Genomic DNA, 20,947 nt, shown 5'->3' with positions numbered 1-20,947 from the left:
ACTCCAACCCATGTTTCTGCGCGCGACGGCCATGCTTGCGGCCGCCTTCCTGACCGCGTCTGCCATGGCGCAGGAACTTCCGCCGCTCGATCCGCCGTTGGATCCTGCCGCGCCGATGGCGCCGCTCCCCGGGCTGGGTGTCGACTGGCCCGATCTCGACAAGCCCGATCAGGCGGTGGCGGGGGATGTCGGCAATTCGCAGGCACCGCCCGCCGATCAGGGTGAGCGCCGCTATTCGGTCGGGCTCGACGGGATCGACGCGTTGCCGCTGGAGACGCGGACGCGGTTCTTCGAGAATTCGGAACTGTCCAAAAGCGACGGCAAGCCCGCCAACGCCGCGCAGGTCGAACGGCGCGCCAAGGACGATGCCGAGCTGATGCGCTCGATCCTGCGGTCCGAAGGTTATTACGACGCGCTGGTCACCACCGAGGTGACGCCCGAGGACGACCGGCTGCAGGTGACGATCAACGTCCAACCCGGCGCGCCGTATAAATTCGCCGATGTGACCGTGACCGGGCTGGGTCAGGCGCAGGCGGCGCGAGACTCATTCCCGGTCGATGCGGGTGACGCGGTCGACGCCCAGACTGTGATCACCGGCCAATCGAGCTTGCGTGCCGAGTTGATGCGCACCGGCTATCCGTTCGCGACGGTCGCCGACCCCGACGTGACCGTCGATCATGCGACGACGCTCGGCACGCTCGACCTGCCGGTCGATACCGGGCCGCGGGCGGTTTATGGCAATATCATCGTCACCGGCACCAAGCCGCCGTTCGGCGCCAAGCACACCGCCGTCATTGCGCGTTTCAAGCCCGGGCAAGTGTATAATCAGGCTCAGGTCGACGACCTGCGCCGCGCGCTGATTTCCACCGGCATCGTCGGCGCGGTGCGGGTCGAGCCGGTCAAGACCGCCATCCCCGGCGTGGTCGATATCCGCACCAATCTCGAGCCCGCGCCGTTGCGCACGCTGGCGGGTGAAATCGGCTACGGCACCGGCGAAGGTTTCCGTATCGAGGCGAGCTGGCAGCATCGCAATCTGATCGAGCCCGAAGGCGCGCTGACGTTTCGCGGCGTGGCCGGCACCAAGGAGCAATTGCTCGGCGCGAATCTGCGGATGAACAATTTTCAGGCGCGCGACCGCGTCCTCAACGCGCGCGTGCTGGCCAGCCACACGATGTACGATGCTTATGACGCGCGGACGTTCGAGGTCGGCGGGTCGATCGAGCGCCAGACCAACATCATTTTCCAGAAGCGCTGGACGTGGAGCCTGGGCGGCGAAGTGCTGGCGTCGGACGAAAAGGATTATGTCGCGGTTCTGGGGCGCGAGGCGCGGCGGACCTATCTGATCGCGGCACTGCCCGCGCAACTGGGCTATGACGGGACCGACGATCTGCTCGATCCGCGCACCGGCTTTCGCCTCAACGGCCGCCTGTCGCCCGAAGCATCGTTGCGCGGCAAGGTGTTCACCTATGTGAAGACCCAGGTCGATGCGAGTTATTACCAGCCGTTCGGCAAGACCGTGGTGCTGGCCGGACGCATCCGGCTGGGCGGAACGGTCGGCGCGGGGCGCGACAATATCGCGCCGTCGCGGCTGTTCTACGCCGGGGGCGGCGGATCGGTGCGTGGCTATGGCTATCAGTTGATCGGGCCGCGCGACCCGACGGGCAGTCCGATCGGCGGACGCAGCGTGGCCGAATTCGGGCTGGAGGCGCGCGTGCGCCTGCCGGTCTTCGGCGGCAATTTCGGGATCGTGCCGTTCCTCGACGGCGGGCAGATTTATGCGAGCTCCTACCCCAAGTTCAGCGACTTGCAGTATGGCGCGGGGCTGGGCGTGCGCTATTATTCGCTGTTCGGGCCGATCCGCGTCGATGTCGGCACGCCGCTGAACCGGCGCGCGGGCGATCCGCGTGTCGCGGTCTATGTCTCGATCGGGCAGGCGTTTTGAGGGTCACGCGCTGGATTTTCGGCGGTCTCGCCGCGCTGCTCATACTTGTGCTGGCGGCATTGTGGTTCGCCGACACGTCGACCGGCCATAGGTTGATCGTCGACCGTATCGCCCGCGTCGCGCCGCAAAACGGCCTGCGCATCCGCGTCGGGCGGATCGAGGGGTCGATTTACGGCAAGGCGCGGCTGGTCGATGTGCGCTTCAGCGATCCCAACGGCCTGTTCCTCGAACTGCCGGAGGCACGACTGGCGTGGCGGCCTTACGCCTGGCTCGCCAACCGGCTGTCGATCGACAGTCTGGTCGTGCCGGTCGCGCGATTGGCGCGCATTCCCAAATTCAATCCGAGCGCGAGCAAGGGCCCGCTGCTGCCCGGCTTCGACATCCGTGTCGGACATTTGCAGGTCGACCGGCTGGTCGTGGCGCAAGGGGTGGCCGGGCCGCAACGCAGCGGTCGGCTGACCGGCGATGCCGACATCCGTTCGGGGCGAGCCAAAATCCATCTCGATGCGCGGCTGGGCGGCGGCGACAGTCTGCGGCTGGCGATCGATGCCGAACCCGATGCGAACAAATTCGACGTGGACACGCGCGTCGTCGGCCCGGCAGGCGGGGTGATCGGCAAGTTGGTGGGCACCGATCGGCCGGTGACGCTGACCGTGGCGGGCGACGGGCGCTACACCGACTGGCACGGCCGGCTGGTCGCCACCGCATCTGCGCTGCCGGTCGCGGACCTCGCGCTGACCCAGCGGCAGGGACGCTACGATCTGGCAGGGACGCTCAGGCCCTCGCTGGTCACGCAGGGCAAGGTCCAGCGGCTGACCGCGCCGGGGCTGACGGTAAAGGGCAATGCCGCGCTCGCCGACCGCCGCCTCGACCTGCACCTGGCCATCGCCAGCCCGTCGCTGGCGGTTTCGGCCAATGGCGTGATCGACCTCGCCAACAGCGCGTTTTCGGGGATGCGGACCGAGACGCGGCTGCTGCGTCCGGCGGCGTTTCTGCCCAACATGCGCGGACGCGATGTGCGCTTGCTGGTCAATTTCGACGGGCAGTTCGGCACGGCGCGGTTCGATTATCTGCTGTCCAGCCCCCAGGTCGCGTTCGACAATACCGGGTTTGAGGGCGTGCGGGTGAGCGGGCAGGGGCGCCTGAGCAAGACGCCGGTGATCGTGCCCATCCGCCTGATCGCGCGCCGCGTCACCGGCGTCGGCGATGTTGCGGGCGGTATCCTCGCAAATCTCAAGGTCGAAGGCCTGCTGCGGGTCACGTCGAAGATGGTGATGGGCGACGGGCTCAAGCTCAGTTCGGACAAGCTCAACGGCAAGATTTCGATCCTGTTCGACCTGGCGACGGGGCATTATGATTTCGGCGTCGCGGGGCAACTGGGCCGCTATCTCATTCCCGGCCTCGGCATCGTCGATGTGAAGAGCGAGTTGCACGTCGTGCCCGGGCCCGGCGGGCATGGCACCCGCGTCACCGGGCGCGGACAGGCGTGGGTCCGCCGGCTCGACAACGCATTCCTCAAAAGCCTCGCCGGCGGACTGCCTTATATCGACACGGGGCTGGAGCGCGATGCGGACGGCATCGTCCACTTCGTCAATCTGCAATTGCGCGGCCCGGCGATCCGGCTGCAGGGCAACGGATACAGGCGCAAGGACGGGACGTTCCATTTCGAAGGATCGGGGGTGCAGGCCCGCTATGGTCCGGTGCGGCTGATCCTCGACGGCAAGATCGACCGCCCGCACCTCGACCTGCGCCTCGCACGGCCGTTCGACGCGCTGGGGCTGCGCGATGTTCACGCGATCCTCGTGCCGACCGCGCAGGGTTATGGCTGGCAGGCAACCGGCGGCGGGTCGCGGCTTGGACCCTTTACGGGCAATGGCGCGATCCTGTTGCCGCGCGGGCAGGCCGCGGTGATCCAGATCGCGACGCTTAACGCGTCGGGGCTGAAAGCGAGCGGCAGTTTACGCTCGGTACCCGCCGGGTTCGACGGCACGCTGGCCCTCGCCGGATCGGGGGTCAGCGGCAGCCTCGTGTTCAAGCCGCAGGGTGATATCCAGCGGATCGACGCGGATCTGGCGTTCAAGGATGCCCATCTGGCCGGGCCGCCGCTGATCACCGTCCGCCAGGGCAGCATGAAGGCGGCGTTGCTGCTCGATCCTGCCGGCCTGTCGACCGATGCGACGTTCCAGCTCGCAGGGGTCCGCTACGGCGCCGTCAGCCTCGGGCGACTGAACGGCACGGCCAAGCTGCGCGGCGGGACCGGCGAAGTGCGCGCGTCGGTGGCCGGGTCGCGCGGGCGGCCGTTCGACCTCCAGACCGTCGCGCAGATTTCGCCCAACCGCATCGTCGTGCAGGCGCGCGGGACGCTCGACCGGCGGCCGCTGGTGCTCAACCAGCCCGCAGTGCTGACCTATGGCCCGAATGGCTGGACGCTCGCCCCGACCGCTTTGACCTTTGCCGGGGGCGACATTCGGGTCGGCGGGACCTTCGGCGGCGGCACCACCGCCTTCGATGCGACGCTCGAGCGGCTGCCGCTGGGCGTGCTCGATATCGCCTTCCCCGGCCTTGGACTGGGTGGCAGCGCGTCGGGTACGGTGTCGTATCGCCAATCCGCCGACGGCGCCGCGCCCAGCGGGACCGCGAACCTTCGTTTCAGGAGCTTGACGCGCTCGGGGCTGATCGCCTCGTCGCAGCCGATCGATCTGGGCATCAACGCCGTCCTCAACGGGTCGGGGCTGGCTCTGCGCGCGGTCGGTGAAAGTGGCGGGCAGATCATTGGCCGGGCGCAGATGCGCGCCGCGCCGCTGGGTGCCGGCGGCACGATCATCGAGCGCATCCAGAACGCGCCGCTGTTCGCGCAGGTCCGTTACAACGGCCCAGCCGATACCTTGTGGCGACTGGCCAATGTCGAAGGGTTGAACGTGTCGGGTCCGGTCGCGGTCGGCGCCGATATTTCGGGCACGCTGGCGCGCCCGCAATTGCGCGGGTCGTTGACGACCAACGCGCTGCGCGTCGAAAGCGCGGCGTCGGGCACGGTCCTGACCAACCTCAAAGGCACCGGCATGTTTTCCGGATCGCGCCTGGTCATTCCGCAATTCACCGCCACCGCCGGGCGCGGCACGCTCAGCGGACGGGCGGCGTTCAGCCTGTCCTCGGCCGAAGGATTCGGTATCGACATTTCCGGAACCGCGCAGGACGCCGAACTGATCCGCCGCGACGATATCGGCGCGACGGTCACCGGCCCGCTGGCGATCAAATCGCAAGGCGCCAGCGGGCTGATCTCCGGTGACGTCACCGTCAATCGGTCATCCTACCGTTTGGGCCGCGCCACGGCCGCGGCGGCGATCCCGCAGTTGAAGGTGCGCGAACTCAACCGGCCGGCGGACGAGGCCGAGCCCGCCGCGCCGCCGACGACGTGGCGCCTGGCGATCAAGGCGCGCATCCCCAATCGGCTGACGGTCACCGGCTTGGGCCTCGACAGCGAATGGCGCGGCGACATCGACCTTGGCGGCACGCTCACCGCGATGATGATCAACGGGCGGCTGGAGCAAGTCCGCGGCGGTTACGAATTCGCCGGCAAGCGTTTCGACCTGCAACGCGGGGTCATCCGCTTCACCGGCAATTCGCCCCCCGATCCGGTGATCGACGTCGTCGCCAATGCCAGCGTCAATTCGGTCAATGCGACGGTCAGCGTACAGGGTGTCGCATCGCGGCCCGAAATCACCTTCGCGTCCACCCCCAGCCTGCCGCAGGATGAACTGCTCAGCCGCATCCTGTTCGGCACGTCGATCACCAATTTGTCGGCGCCCGAGGCGTTGCAGCTGGCGGCGGCGGTCAATGGCCTGCGCGGCGGCAGCGGCATCGATCCGATCAACGCGATCCGCAAGGCGGTGGGCCTCGACCGGCTGCGCATCGTTCCTGCAGATGCGACGACCGGTCAGCAGACTTCGATCGCGCTCGGCAAATACATCACGCGCCGCGCGTATGTGGAGGTGATCAGCGACGGTGCGGGCTATTCGGCGACGCGCGCGGAGTTCGAGGTGACCCGCTGGCTGTCGCTGCTGTCGACCATCTCGACGATCGGGCGGCAATCGGTTTCGGCACGGATTTCAAAGGATTATTGACGCGGTGGCGGCCAGGGTTAGTGGCGTATCGATGCTGCGCAAATCAGGTCTGAGGGCGATTCCGCCGGTGCTTGCCGCAGCTCTGGGGATTCTGGTTGCGATTGCCTTGGCCGGGTTCGCGCTTTCGATTTCGCTCAACCGCTCGGCACAGCGCCAGGAACAGCTGAATTATTACGGGCGCGCCATCGCCGACGTGATCACTTATCTTCGCGCCGCCGAAAGCGGCCAGCGCGGTTATTTGCTGACCCATAACGATATTTACCTCGATCCATACTCGCAGAATGCGAAGAAAGTCGTGCCCGCGCTCCAACAGGTTCGCGACAATGAGGGGCGGGTCGATCGGGACGCCTATCGGCGCTTTACGCCGATCGTCGAGGCGAAGCTGGACGAGATGGCCCAGACGATCGCGCTGGAACGCAGCGGCGATCATGCCGGTGCGATGGAACGGGTGCAGCGCGGTGACGGGCAGAGCGGCATGGCGATGGCCGAGACGCTGTTGTTCACCGAGCGTGCGTTCGTGCGCGAACAACTCGCCACGAGCGCCCGAACCTCGATCCGCCGCGCGCAGCTGATCGCCGTGGCGCTGTTGCTCGGCGCGTTGGCGGTGATCGCATTCTCGCTGATCTGGTTGCGCCAGGCCCGGGCCACCGTGGCCGAGGCCGATGAGGCGCGTCGCGAGGCGGAGGGCGTCGCTGCGGCACTGCGCGTGCAGACCGACGCCCGCGTCGAGGCCGAGGACAAGTTGCGGCAAATGCAAAAAATGGAGTCGATCGGTCAATTGACTGGCGGCATCGCGCACGATTTCAACAATATGCTGGCGGTCGTGATCGGCAGCCTCGATCTCGCCAAGCGGCGCATCGCGACCGATCCGGTGCGCGCCGAAGCAGGCATCGACAGCGCCGTCGAAGGCGCGAAGCGCGCTGCATCTCTGACTGCTCGGCTGCTCGCCTTTTCGCGCCGCCAGCCGCTGGCGCCGACATCGACCGACCTCAACCGGCTGGTCGGGGGCATGTCCGAATTGTTCAGCCGGACGCTGGGTGATAATATTTCGGTCGAAACGGTGTTGAGCGCAGGGCTGTGGCGCTGTTACGCCGATGCGGGGGAGATCGAGAATGCCATTCTCAACCTCGCGGTCAACGCGCGCGACGCCATGCCGAACGGCGGCCGGCTGACCATCGAAACCGCCAACGCGCATATGGATGACGATTATGCGCGGCGGAATGGCGACGTCGAACCGGGTCAGTATGTCACGATCTGCGTCACCGACACTGGGGACGGCATGTCCGAGGAGGTCATGGCCAAAGCGTTCGAGCCGTTCTTCACCACCAAGGACGTCGGCAAGGGCACCGGCCTGGGGCTGAGCCAGGTTTTCGGGTTCGCCAAGCAATCCGGCGGCCACGCCGCAATCTATTCGGAGGTGGGCGAGGGCACGACGGTCAAGCTGTACATGCCGCGCTTTGCGGGAACGGATCATGGCGATGAACCCGCTGTGGCCGACAATGACGACCTGCCATCCGCCGTGGATGGTGAAGTCATTCTGGTGGTCGAGGATGAACAGCGCGTGCGGCACTTCGCGGTCGATGCGTTGCGTGAACTGGGCTATATCACGCTGTCGGCGCATTCGCCGGACAAGGCGCTCGAGGTTCTCGTGGCATCGCCGGACGTGACGATGCTGTTCACCGACATCATCATGCCCGGAATGAACGGCCGGCAGCTCGCCGATCGCGCGCTGGAGCAGCGGCCCGATCTGAAGGTGCTGTTCACGACCGGCTATACGCGCAACGCGGTCGTCCATAACGGCATGCTGGATATCGGCGTGGCTTTCCTGCCCAAGCCGTACACCGTGCGCCAGCTGGCGTGGAAAGTGCGCGAAGTCCTCGAAGGCCGCGGGGTCAACCGGCCGGGTTAGAACAGCGGGCGTGTTCCAGCGCGACCAAGTCGCCGGCATCTCCGGTCGGTGCGAATTCGCGCACCGCCTGCTTCAAAACGGCGATCGCGGCATCGACATCGTGCTGCGCCAGCGCAATGCCGAGCCGATCGATCAACACCGACAATTCGGCCTGCGGCAAATGGTGCTCGCGCGCGCGCATGATCAACGGATGGGCGGTCGGTGCTGGATCGTCCCCGATCAGCAATTCCTCGTACAGTTTTTCGCCCGGGCGCAGGCCCACCGTGCGAATCTCGATATCGCCATCGGGATGCGCGGCATGGCGCACGGTCAGCCCGGACAATTCGGTCATCTTGCGCGCCAGATCGGCAATGCGCACAGGCTCGCCCATGTCGAGGATGAACACCTCGCCCCCCGTCGTCGCCATGCCCCCGGCCTGAATCACCAGCTGCGCCGCTTCGGGGATGGTCATGAAGTAGCGTGTGACGTCTTCATGCGTAATCGTCACCGGCCCGCCATCGGCCAGTTGCTTGCGGAACAACGGCACGACCGAGCCGCTGGACCCGAGAACATTGCCGAACCGGACCATCGACAAGCGGGTGGCGGCGCCATCTTCGGCCAGCGCCTGGAGCACCAGTTCGGCAAATCGCTTCGATGCGCCCATGACGTTGGTCGGGCGCACTGCTTTGTCGGTAGAAATCAGTACGAAATCGGCGACTCCCGCGTCGATCGCCGCTTGCGCCGTCAGCCGGGTACCCATGACGTTGTTGGCGAGCCCCTCGAGCGGATTATGCTCGACCATCGGCACGTGTTTGTAAGCGGCGGCGTGGTACACCGTGTCAGGGCGCCAGGCGCGCATCACTTCGAACAGCCGTGCGGCGTCGCGCACCGACCCGAGCAGCGGCACGATCTCCGCCGTGCCCGGCTTGGCCGTTTCTCGCAACTCGCGCTCGATTGCATACAGCGCGAACTCGCTGCTTTCGAACAGCACCAGGCGTGCCGCTCCTGCCGCGACGATCTGGCGGCACAATTCGCTCCCGATCGAGCCGCCGGCGCCGGTGACCAGCACGGTCTTGCCCATGATGTTGCGGGTGAACAGGATCGGATCGGGCGCGGCGACGTCGCGGCCGAGCAGATCCTCGATATCGAGCGCGCGCAGGGCCGAGACCTGGACGCGCCCGCTGGCGACATCGGTCAGCGGCGGGATAGTGCGCACGACCAGACCGAGCGGGCGCAGCGCCTCGACGATCTCGGCACGTCGGCGGTGCGACGCGCGCGGCATGGCCAGCAGGATGTCGGTGACGCCTTCGCGCAAGACCACGCGCGTGAGCTTGTCGGGCCCGTGGATCCGGCGGCCGTTGAGGATCGATCCGTGCAGGGAGCGGTCGTCGTCGACATAGCCGACGAAATGCATCGTCCGGCTGCTGCCGATCGCCTCCGCCAGCTGTCGCCCCGACGACCCCGCACCGTAGATCAGGACGCGGCTGTCACGCGCCCGGGGTACCAAACCGCGGAGCAGCGAACGGACGAACATCCGGCTGACGCAAACGAAGATGAACAGCAGAACCGGCTGGATGAAGCCGATCGTACGCGGAATCCCGGCGATGCCGAGGAAAGTGAACAATGCGGCGTAAAGCGCGCCGTAGATCAGGCAGGCGCGTCCGACGACGACGATGGCATCGACGCCGAGGTAGCGGAAGATCGCGCGATAAATGCCGAACAGCCCGAAAATCGGCAATGCCGTCAGCGATGCCGCGACCGACACCCATCGCAAATCGGTGAATTCCGGCAGCTCGCCGAGGCGCAGGTAGAAAGCGAGCCAGGTCGTCAGCAAACAGATTGCCGCATCGACGATGATCGCCACCAATCGCTTGGCGGCGCGCGGCAACTCCGCGACTTCCTTCAACTGGCGATGCATGCGGGGAACGGATTCGGGCACGGCAGCCCTATACAGATGGCATTGCCGTAGGGAAATCGGCGGCTAGTGCGACACGCCCGACCCGCGCACGACCTTCAGCGCGGTCAAGACGATAATGCGGACGTCCAGCATGATCGAGCGCCGCTGAAGATACACCGCGTCGAGCGTGGCCTTGTCGGCGATCGACAATTCGTCGCGGCCGTTGATCTGGGCCCAGCCGGTAATGCCGGGACGCAGCGCATCGACCCCCTTTGCGGTTCGCAGGGCGACCAGATCGTCCTGATTGAACAAGGCCGGGCGGGGGCCGACGACCGCCATGTCGCCGGTCACGATGCTCCACAATTGTGGCAATTCGTCGAGGCTGGTCCGCCGCAACAGACCGCCGATGGGAGTCAGCCACGCGCTGCCGTCGGCGACCAGATGCGTGGCAACCGCCGGGGTGCCGACGCGCATGGTGCGGAATTTGGGCATGGCGAAAATGCGATTGTGCCGACCGACCCGGTCCGACCAGTACAGCACCGGGCCGGGCGACGTCGCCCGCACCAGCACCGCTACGATCAGCATCGGGATGGCCAGCACCACCGCGGTCAGCAATGCCAGAACGATGTCGAAGATGCGGGGCATCAGCCAGCCAGGATATTGCGCAGCGTGTCGACGATGCGGTCGATCTCGGCCGGTGCCATGTTCGATCCCGACGGCAGGCAAATGCCCGTTTCGAACAATCGGTCGCTGACCGACGCATTGCCTTCGGTCACGTAATCGCAGCCCGCGAACACCGGTTGGCGATGCATCGGTTTCCACAACGGGCGCGCCTCGATCATCTCTTCGGCCAGCCGCGTGATGAGTTCCGATGCCGAAATGCCCGCCGCATCGGGATCGATCGTCGCGCAGGACAGCCAGCGCGTCGAAAAACTCCAATCGGGTTCGGGCATCCAGGCGAGACCGGGCACGTCGCCAAGCCCGTCGGCATAGGCATCGCGGACCGCGCGCCGCGCCACCACGCGTTCGTCGAGAACCTGCAACTGTCCGCGCCCGACCCCGGCGAGGATGTTCGACATGCGGTAATTATACCCGATCACGCTGTGTTCGTAATGCGGCGCCGGATCGCGCGCCTGAGTCGACAGGAAGCGCGCGCGCTCGATCATTTCGCTATCATCGCTGACCAGCATGCCGCCGCCGGAGGTCGTGATGATCTTGTTGCCGTTGAACGAAAATGCCGCGAGCAGGCCGAACGATCCGCTCGGCTTGCCCTTGTAGCGCGCGCCGAGCGATTCCGCGGCGTCTTCGACCAAGGCCACGCCATAGGCATCGCACAGCGCCATGATCGGGTCGTAATCCGCGCTCTGGCCATAAAGATTGACCGCGATCACCGCCTTGGGCAGCGCGCCGCGCGCCTTGGCCGCCGCCAGCGCGCGTTCGAGCGCGACCGGCGACATATTCCAGCTCGCTTCGTCGGAGTCGATAAACACTGGCGTCGCGCTCTGATACACGATCGGATTGCAGCTCGCGGCGAAGGTAAAGCTGGAACAGAACACCGTGTCGCCGTGCTTCACGCCGAGCAGGACCAGCGCCAGGTGGATCGCCGCGGTTCCGGACGACAAGGCGGCGGCATGCGCGACGCCGGCGATCCGCGCGATGCTTTTTTCGAACGCGTCGACATTCGGGCCGAGCGGCGCGATCCAGTTGGTGCGGAATGCCTCCTCGACATAGACCAGCTCTGCATCGCCCATGTGCGGGGTGGACAGCAGGATCGGTTTTTCGATCTCGCGCCGGTCGAGCACTTCGACCACCCGGCCGTCGGCATCCAGCACCGGAAGTTGATCGATGCGGTGTTCGTCCATCAGCGCCAGCGCCTGTCGGCGCGGCGTGCCTTCCTCGACAGTTAGCGAGGTCAGCGCCGGAAGCTGGGCAATGTCGCCATCGAGCGCGGCACCGGCGAGGAGCACGCGGCGCACGTCGCCATCGGTCACGGTGCGGAGCATGCGGCCATCCGCATCGGTGAGCAGGGCAAAGCCGTGGCCCGACCGGTCGATCGCCGCGAGCAAATCGCGCAATGACGCGCCATCCCCCGCGGCCACAGTTTCGAACCGGTCCATTATTGCTCGCTTTCCATGTTCCGTGCGGGGCTGCCGACCCATTGGCCGCCCGAGACGTCGCGCGTGACGACGCTGCCCGCGCCGATAATGGTCGCCGGGCCGACAGTCACGCCCGGAAGGACGACTCCGCCCGCCCCGACCAACGTCAGCGTGCCAACCATGGCGCCGCCGCCCAGCGTCGCATGGGGCGCGATGTGCGCGAAATCTCCGACGGCACAATCGTGATCGACCACGGCATTATGATTGACGATCGCACCGTCGCCGATGGTCGCGCCGGGTCCGACGATGGCGCCGGCGGCGACGAACACGCCCAGGCCGAGCACGGCATAAGGCGACACCGTGGCGCGCGGATGGACGATCGTCAGCGCTCGGCCACCGTTCAACCCGGCGGCGGCGGACAGGCGCGCGCGCGCTTGCGCATTGCCGATGGCCACATGAAACAGGCTGCCATCGATCGTTTCGTCGATTTCGGGCGCGACCGCGCGATGCATCAGCACTTCGCCGCCGCCACGCGCGTCGCGAACAGTGACGGTGTCGGGCAAAGTGCCGCCGGCGATCAACGCGTCGAAAACCACGCGCGCATGGCCACCCGCGCCAATCAGGATGATGCGATTAATAGCCATTGATCTTCATTAACAGGTCGTCGTCTATCGATGTTTCCGCAAGCAGGCGGACGATCCGGTCCGCCGTGCGGCCATCGCCATAGATGTTTGACGGGGAGAAGCGGCCTCGGTCGAGTATCTCAGGCAGCGTCGCGGCGAGACCCGGCGCTTCGATATCGATGACATTGGCATTGCGTTCGCGCAGACGCTGACGCGAGCCGATATTGACGACCGGCGTGCCGAAACTGGCCGCCTCGATAATCCCGGCGCTGGAGTTGCCGACCATCACGTCGGCGGCGGCCATCGCGGCGACAAAATTGTCGCGCGGGAGGTGGGCGACGACGCGGAAATTGCCATCTTCGGCGGCAAGGAGCGCGGCGCGGACCGCGGCGCTGCCCGCGTCGGCATTGGGCAACAGCGCGAGGGTCGCCGTACCCGCCGCTTTCAGCGCGGCGATCAGCGTTTCGGTCTCCCCCGCCGCGCTACCGGCGGTATGCAACACGGGGTGGAACATCAGCAGCGCGAACGGGTGTGCGGGATCGAGGCCGTGTCCCGTCATGATCGTCGCGCGATCCGGGCGTGCGACATCGGACAAGCCATCGAGTCCGGGGGCTCCGGTGACAAAGATATGCGCCTCATCTTCGCCCATGCGGACCAGGCGCTGTTTGCTGGCCTCGGTGGCGGTGAAATGGAGGTGCGACAGTTTCGATATGGCATGGCGAACCGGCTCGTCGATCGTTCCGGATCGCTCGCCGCCATGCACATGCGCGACTGGAATGCTGAGATGCGATGCGGCTATCGCCCCGGCCAGCATTTCGCCGCGATCGCCCAAGAGCAGCAAAATGTCGGGGCGCGCCGCCTCCAGCGCATCGGTAAATCCGGAGACCATCGCACCGATTGCGCGCGCCATCGTCGCGCCGGTTTCGGGGGTCAGCGTAACCGGCACTCGCGCGAGGATCGGCAATCCCGCCGCCTCGATTTCACGGATCGTTTCGCCATGGGCAGTAGAGAAATGCATCCCCGTAGCAATGATCGACAGCGACAGGGCGGGATGGTCGGCAATGGCGTGGAGCGTCCGCTGCATAAGCCCGAAATCGGCGCGCGTGCCGCTGACGTAAACAACGCTGCGCATGACTTAGACGAGGTCGTCCCAGGCGATTGCGCCGCCTGCGGGAATTGCGTTGCGCAAGCGGCGGCCTGGCAATTCGTCGAGATGTTTGGGAGGAATACCGCTGGCCGGACGAAGCAGGATCATGTCCCCGGCGGCAAGCACGGTCCCGGCGAGAAGCGCGCGCGTCGCCGCGACCGAGCGACGCGCCACGGCGCGCACCGCCAGCTCGGCCGCCGTCGGTGCTTTTTCGGTAGAACCCAGCGCGATCGACACAGCGCGAATCTGAGCAATTTGCGCGACCAGCTCCGCGGGGGTCAGGGATGCGCGATGATCGGGGCCGGGCAGTGCGCGATCGAGCGTAAAGTGCTTTTCGATAATCGTCGCGCCGAGTGCGACCGCAGCGGTCGAAACGGCGAGGCCGAGGGTATGGTCCGAATAGCCGATCGGCATGTTCGTGGCATCCGCAATCGTGCGCATCGCGCGAAGGTTCACGTCGGCGGGATCGGCGGGATAATTGGACGTGCAGTGAAGCACCGTGACCATCGTCGCCATTGGTGCGGCAAACCCGGATTGCGTCCGTGTGTCCGCCACGACCGCCAAGGCCTCCTCGATTTCTGCCAATGTGGCCATCCCCGTGGACAGGATCATCGAGCGGTCAAAACGAGCGAGGTAGCGCAGCAGCGGATGGTTGATAAGCTCGCCCGACGGCACTTTGATCCGCCGCATGCCAAGGGCGATCAGCATGTCGGCGGCGTCTTCGTCGAACGGCGTCGACATGAATTCGATGCCTTGTTCAGCACAGCGCGCGATCAGCGCGCGGTGCGCGGCCTCGTCCATTTCGAGCGCCTTCAGCATGGCGAACTGATCGCCCTCGCCGGTCTCGCGCTTTTGATACTCGGCCTTTTCGGCGCGCGGGCTGGCGAGCTTTTCGGCGGTGAACGTCTGGAACTTGATCGCATCGGCACCCGCCGCAGCGGCGACGTCCACCATTTCGAGAGCGCGATCTAGATCGCCATTATGATTGACGCCCGCTTCGGCGATGAAGAACACGCTCATGCCGCCACCAATGTTTCCGGGCGCCAGTCGAGCCGACGACGGGTCTCGCTGATATCGACCTCAAGATTTCCGAACAATTGGTTCGCGTCGGCGCGTTTCCCGATCAGGCGCAACAACATTGCGAGCACCACCGATGGCACCGGCACCAGGCGCGCGCGCCGGCCGGCGTCAGCCGCGATCCGCCGCACGATATCGCGGGTCGACATCGCTCGGCCATCACTGACCATCAAAACGCCGCCTGGCGCATCCGGATGATTGATCGCCCGCACGATCAGATCGGCGAGCGTGTCGAGTGACACGAGATCGCGGCGATTCCGCTTGGTCAGACCGAACGGCAGCGGCAAGCCCCGGTCGATTGCCTTTCGCAGCGTGCCGAGATTGCCCTTCGGGTCCGGACCGAACACCAAAGGCGGCCTGATCACAACGACCTCTAGGCCCGTCGCCGCGGCGATCTCTGCCAGCCCTTGCTCCGCTTCCCATTTGCTGATCGCATAATCGGATTGCGGGGCTGGCAGGTCGGATGCCTTGAAGGGCCGGTCCCGGGTCTGCTCGCCATTGACCTTGATCGAGGACAGGAACACCAATCGCCGGACTCCGGCTGTGGCCGCAGCACGCGCCAACGTCAGCACCGCATCACGATTGGCGGCACGAAATGCCGCCAGCGTATCCGCCGTCCGGTCGTTCAAAACGTGCGCGCGCGCTGCACAGTGAATGACGCAATCGACGCCCGCCAAGGCCGATGCCCAATCGATTGGGCCGGTCATGTCGCCCAGAGCCACCGGGGTGACACCGACCGGGGCTTGATGAAGTGTGCGGACGGCGGCGATGACGCGGCGGCCGTCCTGAGCAAGGCGCGCGACCACCGCACGGCCGACATAGCCAGTTGCGCCGGTTACCAAAATCGTGCCCTGGCCATCGCCCATGCGGACCCATAGCCCACGGTGCAGGCATCGCAAATCGGGATCACGGCGACGATCGGCCGGGCAGCGTCGGCTTGATCACTTACCGGCGTTATCGTAAAGCCGCCGCCACGCACGACCGAGCGGTGCATCTGCGTTGCCACGCGGCTTCCGACGATATTCAAGGACTTGCATTCGAATGAGATGGCACCCCGCCTCACAGCTGCTGACTGTTTGGGGGGTGTCGATCAGTCTGTTTGTTATGCTGCCGTTTCACATCGTGAATCGCGAAATCACCGTTTACGGTTTCGTCATGTTGGGTCTGTTCATCGCTGCATTCTGCACCGGGGCGTGGTTCAAGACGCCTGTTATTCAGCAACGGCATGCGGCGTTTTTTCAGATGCCTGATTTCAAGCGCGCCGACAATTTGCTCATGCTGGTATCGATTTTCTCGATGATCGTGCTGTTCATCGAATTCCGATCGGGCAGCGCCGGCGACCTGACTGCGGCTTACGAAATCCGAAGTCAGCGATCGACCAGTCTGTTGAACGGAGACGCTTCGGGCAGTTCGCTGGCGTTCCAACTCGGCTTTTTGACGTCGCCTGTCGGGTATACCGTGCTGGTGCGAGAGATCATTTATCGGGAAAAGATAAAGCCGCTCCGCATGATCATTCTGGGCTTTGGTCCGCTGATCCTGAGCTCGCTTGCCTTGGGCGGGCGCGGTCCGCTGCTGTTGGCCTTTACCCTTGCCAGCTTTGCTCTGCTGACGAAACGCACGGCGTTTGCGGAAAAAGTGGCGAAGGTAAAATTGAGGACCAGAAGTCGCTCGAGCAATTTCTTCCTGATCACCATCTCGGTGATCGGAGTGATCGTGGCGTTGAATTATTTCGTGACCGTATTCTTCCTGCGCGCTGGCGAAGGCGGCGCGGCGGGTATGTTCGACGCCATTGGTGACGCGTGGGGCGTGACGTTCGACGGACCGGTCGCGGAAGCCATGAAGGCTACGCTGGGACTCGGCATAACTTATCTGATTTTCGTGTTCTCATGGTATATCGTGCAGGGCATCGTGATCGCCAACGTCCTGTTTACGTCCTACACCGGCCCGGCCCAGCTGGGCATTTATGGTATCGAGCTTGCTGGCGCCGTTGCGCGGCGTATCGACAGCAACTTCGTTGCCGTCCGCAACTACTCACTGTTCGATCTTAACGTCTTCGGCTTCGTTCCGAGCGCCTTTGGGACGCTGTATGTTGATTATTGGTATTTCGGTATCTTGGTCGCCGCGGGCTGGGGCTATTTGACGTCGGTCGTCTATTTACGATCACGCACGAGCAGCGACGCGCGGTGGCTGATCGCCGCGCCCTTCATGATGCAGGGCGTTTTGTATAGCGGGGTCAATACGCCACTTGGTCAGACCAACGGTCTGGTGACCTTTTCGTGGATGATCGTGACCTTCATGATGGCCAAGCCACGCAAGGGAAAATCGCTCAATCCAGGCAGCTTGCAGCCGCGTCGCAAGGTCGCCTGAACAGAGGTTTGGCCTCGCTCAGCCCTCGACATCGACCTGATAGCGGCATGTGTGGCAAATTTCGGAGCATTTCGGTAAGTGACGACAATGGATGAAACGGAAACATATGCCGCGCTGACCGATGTTTTCCGGGACGTGTTCGAGGACGACGATCTCCACCTCAACGCCGATATGACGGCCGACGATGTCGAGGATTGGGACAGTCTGAGCCACATGCGCCTGATCCTGAGTGTCGAAAAGGCGTTCGGAATCCATTTTTCCACGGTCGAAGTGGGTTCACTGAACACGGTCGGCGACCTGGTTCGGCTCATCCGCAGCAAGCAGAGCTAGCGATAAGCCATTGATGCCTCACGTCCCGGCAAGGACTTTGACTGTTGGTGCGTCATAAATGTTGGCCAGTATCGGCTTTGATAGCCCTTCAGGATAACGGTAAAAATGATCGATCGTGCTGAGCTTTTCTGGCTCCCGGCCACGCCCGGCGATTTTAACAGCCAGCTGAGCCATGCCGTGGAGCAGAACGGCGTGCTGGGACCCGAACTGCAACGGCTTTCGCGCTATTCGCTGGATATAAACAAGCTCAATCGGCTGGCGAAAGCGCTGCGCTCGGCACGCGCGGATGGCCGAGATCTTGCGCCGCTCATTCCCTTTCGAATGGGCGTGCTTGGAAATTCGACCATGTCGCTGCTGGTCCCGTCGATCGAAGCGACGGCATTGCGTTATGGCTTCGCGCTGGAGGTGATCGAGGCGCCTTTCGGGCAGGTAATGCAGGAGGCGCTCGATCCGCATGCCGTGCTCGCGACGGCAAAGCCCGATGCCATCTTGGTAGCGATCGATGTTCACGGTCTGCCGATGCGGCCGACCCCGGGCGATGCCGAGGCGGCCGACGCATCGGTTCAGCGGGCGGTCGAACAGATGCAGAGCGTGTGCGCGGGATTGCGCGCAAACACCGGCGCAACCGTGATTGTGCAGAACGTGCCGCGCCAGCCGGAAACACTGTTCGGCAGTTATGATTTCCGCCTGCCGGGGACGCACCGCTGGCTGATCGAGCATTACAATCGGCGCCTCGTCGAAACACTGGCGCCGGACGAACTGTTCGTCGACATTGCCGGCCTCGCCGAAGCGATCGGGCTGGATCGTTGGCACGAACCGCGGCAGCGGCACATGGCCAAATTGCCATTTTCGCAGGAAATGGGTCCGATTTACGCGGAGCATATTGTCCGCATCGTCGCCGCCATGCGTGGGAAGAGCCGCCGCGCGCTGGTGCTCGATCTGGACAACACATTGTGGGGCGGAATCATCGGCGACGACGGGCTCGAAGGCATTGCGATCGGGCAGGGCAGCGCGCTCGGCGAAGCGCATTTGTCCGTGCAACGTGAAGCACATGACCTTCATGGCCGGGGGGTCGTGCTGGCCGTGTCGTCGAAGAACGAGGATGCGGCGGCGCGCCTGCCGTTTCGCGAGCATGCCGACATGCTGTTGCGCGAAGATCATGTGGCGGTGTTTCAGGCGAACTGGATCGACAAGGCGACCAACCTCGCCACCATCGCCAAAGCGTTGACACTCGGGCGCGATGCGCTGGTCTTCCTCGACGACAATCCCGCCGAGCGGCTTCAGGTGCGTGCCGCTTACCCCGAAATTGCCGTGCCCGAACTGCCCGCCGACGCCGCTTATTATCAACGGACGTTGAACGCCGCGGGCTATTTCGAGGCCGTCACGTTTTCGGACGACGACCGCAAACGTTCCGCATTCTACAAGGACAATGCACGGCGGCTGGAACTGCAAAGCGGCGCGGGGTCGCTCGACGCATACCACACCTCGCTCGAAATGGTCGCGACGATGCAGCCCTTCGACCTCGTCGGTCGTGCTCGCATTGCGCAGCTGATCGGCAAGTCCAACCAGTTCAATCTGACGACGCGCCGCTACACCGAGGCGCAGGTCGGAGAGCTGGAAGCCGATCCGGGGCGATGGACGCTACAGGCGCGACTGGCCGATGTCTTCGGCGACAATGGCATGATCGGCGTCGTGGTCTGCGACCGGCTCGGCAAACGCTGGGAAATCGACAGCTGGTTGATGAGCTGCCGGGTGCTGGGGCGGCGCATGGAAGAGGCGATGTTGCAGGAAATCGTTCTCGCGGCCAAAGCCGACGGCGCGGGCGAGCTGATCGGCCGGTACATCCCGACGGATCGCAATATGATGGTCGCGCAGCATTTCGCGAAACTGGGTTTCGAAAAGACTGACGAACTGGCGTCCGGGGAGACAGTCTGGCGCCTCGACTTGGCAGGTTACGCGGACCGCGCATTGCCCATCGAAATCCTGCGCTCCGCCGCGTTAGACGCATAGGCACAAGGCCAGTCGATGTCGTTCACGTCCCTGCTGTTCATGGGCTTCGTCGCTCTGGCGGCGCTGGTCACCCAGCCGCTGCGCGGGACGTGGCGCCTGGCGGCGATCCTGGTCGCGGCCGCAATTTTTGTGGCGAGCTATGTCACCGAACCGTTGATCGTCGTGCCGTTGCTGCTGTTCGTGTTGACCGGCTATCTTTGCGTATTGTTCGCCGCTTCTCGCAAGGCGCGACATGGCGTGGCAATCGCCGTGACGCTGATCGTCGCGCTGTTCATCTGGTTCAAACGCTATCCGTTTGTCGCGTTCATTCCGACCATCCCGTTTCCATACATGGTGCTCGGGGCGTCGTATCTGCTGTTTCGCATCCTGCACCTGATCCTCGAAGTCGGTGGCGGCGCGTTAAAGGCGCCGTCGTTCGGCCGTTTCCTGGCGTACCTGTTTTTCTTCCCCAGTTTCCTGTCGGGTCCGATCAACCGATACGAACCGTTCGAACGCGACCTGCTTCAGCCCGCCGCAATGGACAGCGAAGCGGCGTACGCGACTTTGTATCGGCTGCTCTACGGTTTCATCAAAGTCGCGGTGGTCGGCGAACTGCTGAAAATCCTGCAGGATATGGCAAGTGCGCGACTTGATGCAGTGATTGCCGATGGCGGCTCTGTCACGACGATCGCCATTCTCTATTCCGCCGCAGCGCCGCTATACTTGTTGTTCTTGTACGCGAATTTCTCGGGCTACACCGATATGGCGATCGCCATCGGCCGGTTGTTCGGAATTTCGCTGCCTGAAAATTTCAACAAGCCGTTTCGCGCCGCCAATTTTCAGGACTTGTGGTCGCGGTGGCACATCACGCTGTCGGAATGGTTCAAGATTTACGTCTTCAACCCGCTGATGAAAATGCTCATCCGCCGTTTTCCGTCACGGAACGTCGGGCCCTATCTGGGGGTCATTGCGCTGTTCGTCGTCTTCCTGATCCTGGGCGCGTGGCATGGCGCATCGTGGGAATTCATGCTGTGCGGCCTGCTGTTCGCGACCGGCGTGTCGGTCAACAAACTCTTCCAGATCGAAATGGCCAAGCGGATGGGCAAAAAGCCGTACCAGGCCCTTGCGAAGAAGCGGGTGTATATCTGGGCAGCGCGGGGCTTCACCCTGTCCTATTATTCCATTTGCCTCATGACCTTTTGGCGTTCGGTGGGACAGATGGGCGTGCTGGCGGTTCGCCTGAGTGTGCCGGGAACATTGCTGGCGACCGCGATGATGGGCGTCGTGTTCGTGTTGGTGTTGTGGCCGGTCGAGGCCGCCGGCGATTGGTTGACCAGCCGTTCGACGGCGGTCGAGCATCGTCGCGGTTCGGCCAAACGCATTGCGCTGCTCGGCGGGATGATCGTCCTGCTCGCTTTGGCGGTGCCGATGATCAATTCGTCGACCGACTTCGTTTACAAGGCGTTCTAG

At 64.5% G+C, this 20,947-nt stretch carries 14 protein-coding genes; 7 read left to right on the top strand and 7 right to left on the bottom strand.

Annotation, left to right across the window (positions count from 1 at the left end; all coding sequences use genetic code 11):
• Nucleotides 1-10: 10 nt before the first annotated feature.
• Genes ACM9ME_RS08830 through ACM9ME_RS08820 form a run of 3 tightly spaced genes read left to right on the top strand, consistent with a single transcriptional unit; the run spans nucleotide 11 to nucleotide 7,972 of the window.
• Entirely contained in the window at nucleotides 11-1,942 is a 1,932-nt protein-coding gene (locus ACM9ME_RS08830) for an autotransporter assembly complex protein TamA (RefSeq protein WP_415643092.1), read from the top strand.
• Nucleotides 1,939-6,063, top strand: a complete 4,125-nt coding sequence (locus ACM9ME_RS08825; RefSeq protein ID WP_415643091.1) for a translocation/assembly module TamB domain-containing protein — start codon at nucleotides 1,939-1,941, stop codon at nucleotides 6,061-6,063. The genes ACM9ME_RS08830 and ACM9ME_RS08825 overlap by 4 nt, the downstream gene beginning before the upstream one ends.
• 31 nt (nucleotides 6,064-6,094) lie before the next feature.
• Nucleotides 6,095-7,972 carry a CHASE3 domain-containing protein gene (locus ACM9ME_RS08820; protein ID WP_415643090.1) on the top strand — a complete coding sequence of 626 codons (1,878 nt, stop codon included), beginning with the start codon at nucleotides 6,095-6,097 and terminating at the stop codon, nucleotides 7,970-7,972.
• On the opposite strand, the gene ACM9ME_RS08815 is transcribed toward ACM9ME_RS08820, so the two are convergent.
• Genes ACM9ME_RS08815 through ACM9ME_RS08785 form a run of 7 tightly spaced genes read right to left on the bottom strand, consistent with a single transcriptional unit; the run spans nucleotide 7,956 to nucleotide 15,657 of the window.
• The gene (locus ACM9ME_RS08815) at nucleotides 7,956-9,890 is read right to left on the bottom strand and encodes a polysaccharide biosynthesis protein (RefSeq protein WP_415643089.1); all 1,935 of its coding nucleotides are present in this window, start codon (nucleotides 9,888-9,890) and stop codon (nucleotides 7,956-7,958) included. The genes ACM9ME_RS08820 and ACM9ME_RS08815 overlap by 17 nt on opposite strands.
• A gap of 42 nt (nucleotides 9,891-9,932) precedes the next feature.
• Entirely contained in the window at nucleotides 9,933-10,493 is a 561-nt protein-coding gene (locus tag ACM9ME_RS08810; RefSeq protein WP_415643088.1) for a sugar transferase, read from the bottom strand.
• On the bottom strand, nucleotides 10,493-11,965 hold the full coding sequence (locus ACM9ME_RS08805) for an aminotransferase class I/II-fold pyridoxal phosphate-dependent enzyme (protein ID WP_415643087.1): 1,473 nt from the start codon (nucleotides 11,963-11,965) through the stop codon (nucleotides 10,493-10,495). Before ACM9ME_RS08805 ends, ACM9ME_RS08810 begins: the two co-directional genes overlap by 1 nt.
• Nucleotides 11,965-12,588 carry an acetyltransferase gene (locus ACM9ME_RS08800; RefSeq protein ID WP_415643086.1) on the bottom strand — a complete coding sequence of 208 codons (624 nt, stop codon included), beginning with the start codon at nucleotides 12,586-12,588 and terminating at the stop codon, nucleotides 11,965-11,967. Before ACM9ME_RS08800 ends, ACM9ME_RS08805 begins: the two co-directional genes overlap by 1 nt.
• Complete coding sequence (gene neuC, locus ACM9ME_RS08795) at nucleotides 12,578-13,699, bottom strand: UDP-N-acetylglucosamine 2-epimerase (protein ID WP_415643085.1); 1,122 nt, start codon at nucleotides 13,697-13,699, stop codon at nucleotides 12,578-12,580. The genes ACM9ME_RS08800 and neuC overlap by 11 nt, the downstream gene beginning before the upstream one ends.
• 3 nt (nucleotides 13,700-13,702) lie before the next feature.
• Nucleotides 13,703-14,734 carry an N-acetylneuraminate synthase gene (gene neuB, locus ACM9ME_RS08790; protein WP_415643084.1) on the bottom strand — a complete coding sequence of 344 codons (1,032 nt, stop codon included), beginning with the start codon at nucleotides 14,732-14,734 and terminating at the stop codon, nucleotides 13,703-13,705.
• Nucleotides 14,731-15,657 (bottom strand): NAD-dependent epimerase/dehydratase family protein, encoded by a 927-nt coding sequence (locus tag ACM9ME_RS08785; protein ID WP_415643083.1) that lies wholly within the window; start codon nucleotides 15,655-15,657, stop codon nucleotides 14,731-14,733. Before ACM9ME_RS08785 ends, neuB begins: the two co-directional genes overlap by 4 nt.
• Before the next feature lie 217 nt (nucleotides 15,658-15,874).
• Here ACM9ME_RS08785 and ACM9ME_RS08780 point away from each other — a divergent pair, with 217 nt between their 5' ends.
• From ACM9ME_RS08780 to ACM9ME_RS08765, 4 genes are all read left to right on the top strand, one after another.
• A complete protein-coding gene (locus tag ACM9ME_RS08780; protein WP_415643082.1) occupies nucleotides 15,875-17,158 on the top strand; it encodes a hypothetical protein in 1,284 nt (427 codons plus the stop codon).
• 87 nt (nucleotides 17,159-17,245) lie between these two features.
• Complete coding sequence (locus ACM9ME_RS08775; protein WP_415643081.1) at nucleotides 17,246-17,488, top strand: acyl carrier protein; 243 nt, start codon at nucleotides 17,246-17,248, stop codon at nucleotides 17,486-17,488.
• Between the two features lie 105 nt (nucleotides 17,489-17,593).
• A complete protein-coding gene (locus tag ACM9ME_RS08770; RefSeq protein WP_415643080.1) occupies nucleotides 17,594-19,498 on the top strand; it encodes an HAD-IIIC family phosphatase in 1,905 nt (634 codons plus the stop codon).
• A 15-nt stretch (nucleotides 19,499-19,513) separates the two neighbouring features.
• Nucleotides 19,514-20,947: an MBOAT family O-acyltransferase gene (locus ACM9ME_RS08765; protein WP_415643079.1), complete on the top strand. Its 1,434-nt coding sequence runs from the start codon at nucleotides 19,514-19,516 to the stop codon at nucleotides 20,945-20,947.

The sequence above is a fragment of the Sphingomonas antarctica genome (genome assembly GCF_965137005.1).
Classification (GTDB): Bacteria; Pseudomonadota; Alphaproteobacteria; order Sphingomonadales; family Sphingomonadaceae; genus Sphingomonas_O; species Sphingomonas_O antarctica.
Note: the sequence above shows the minus strand (reverse complement) of the source record. Positions and strands in the feature narration are given on the sequence as shown.

Excerpts from the sequence above, each read along its gene's own strand:
- ACM9ME_RS08775 (WP_415643081.1), top strand. The coding sequence starts at position 17,246 with ATGGATGAAACGGAAACATATGCCGCGCTGACCGATGTTTTCCGGGAC.
- ACM9ME_RS08830 (WP_415643092.1), top strand. The coding sequence starts at position 11 with ATGTTTCTGCGCGCGACGGCCATGCTTGCGGCCGCCTTCCTGACCGCG.
- ACM9ME_RS08765 (WP_415643079.1), top strand. The coding sequence starts at position 19,514 with ATGTCGTTCACGTCCCTGCTGTTCATGGGCTTCGTCGCTCTGGCGGCG.
- ACM9ME_RS08805 (WP_415643087.1), bottom strand. The coding sequence starts at position 11,965 with ATGGACCGGTTCGAAACTGTGGCCGCGGGGGATGGCGCGTCATTGCGC.
- ACM9ME_RS08800 (WP_415643086.1), bottom strand. The coding sequence starts at position 12,588 with ATGGCTATTAATCGCATCATCCTGATTGGCGCGGGTGGCCATGCGCGC.
- ACM9ME_RS08810 (WP_415643088.1), bottom strand. The coding sequence starts at position 10,493 with ATGCCCCGCATCTTCGACATCGTTCTGGCATTGCTGACCGCGGTGGTG.
- neuB (WP_415643084.1), bottom strand. The coding sequence starts at position 14,734 with ATGAGCGTGTTCTTCATCGCCGAAGCGGGCGTCAATCATAATGGCGAT.
- neuC (WP_415643085.1), bottom strand. The coding sequence starts at position 13,699 with ATGCGCAGCGTTGTTTACGTCAGCGGCACGCGCGCCGATTTCGGGCTT.
- ACM9ME_RS08785 (WP_415643083.1), bottom strand. The coding sequence starts at position 15,657 with ATGGGCGATGGCCAGGGCACGATTTTGGTAACCGGCGCAACTGGCTAT.
- ACM9ME_RS08820 (WP_415643090.1), top strand. The coding sequence starts at position 6,095 with ATGCTGCGCAAATCAGGTCTGAGGGCGATTCCGCCGGTGCTTGCCGCA.
- ACM9ME_RS08770 (WP_415643080.1), top strand. The coding sequence starts at position 17,594 with ATGATCGATCGTGCTGAGCTTTTCTGGCTCCCGGCCACGCCCGGCGAT.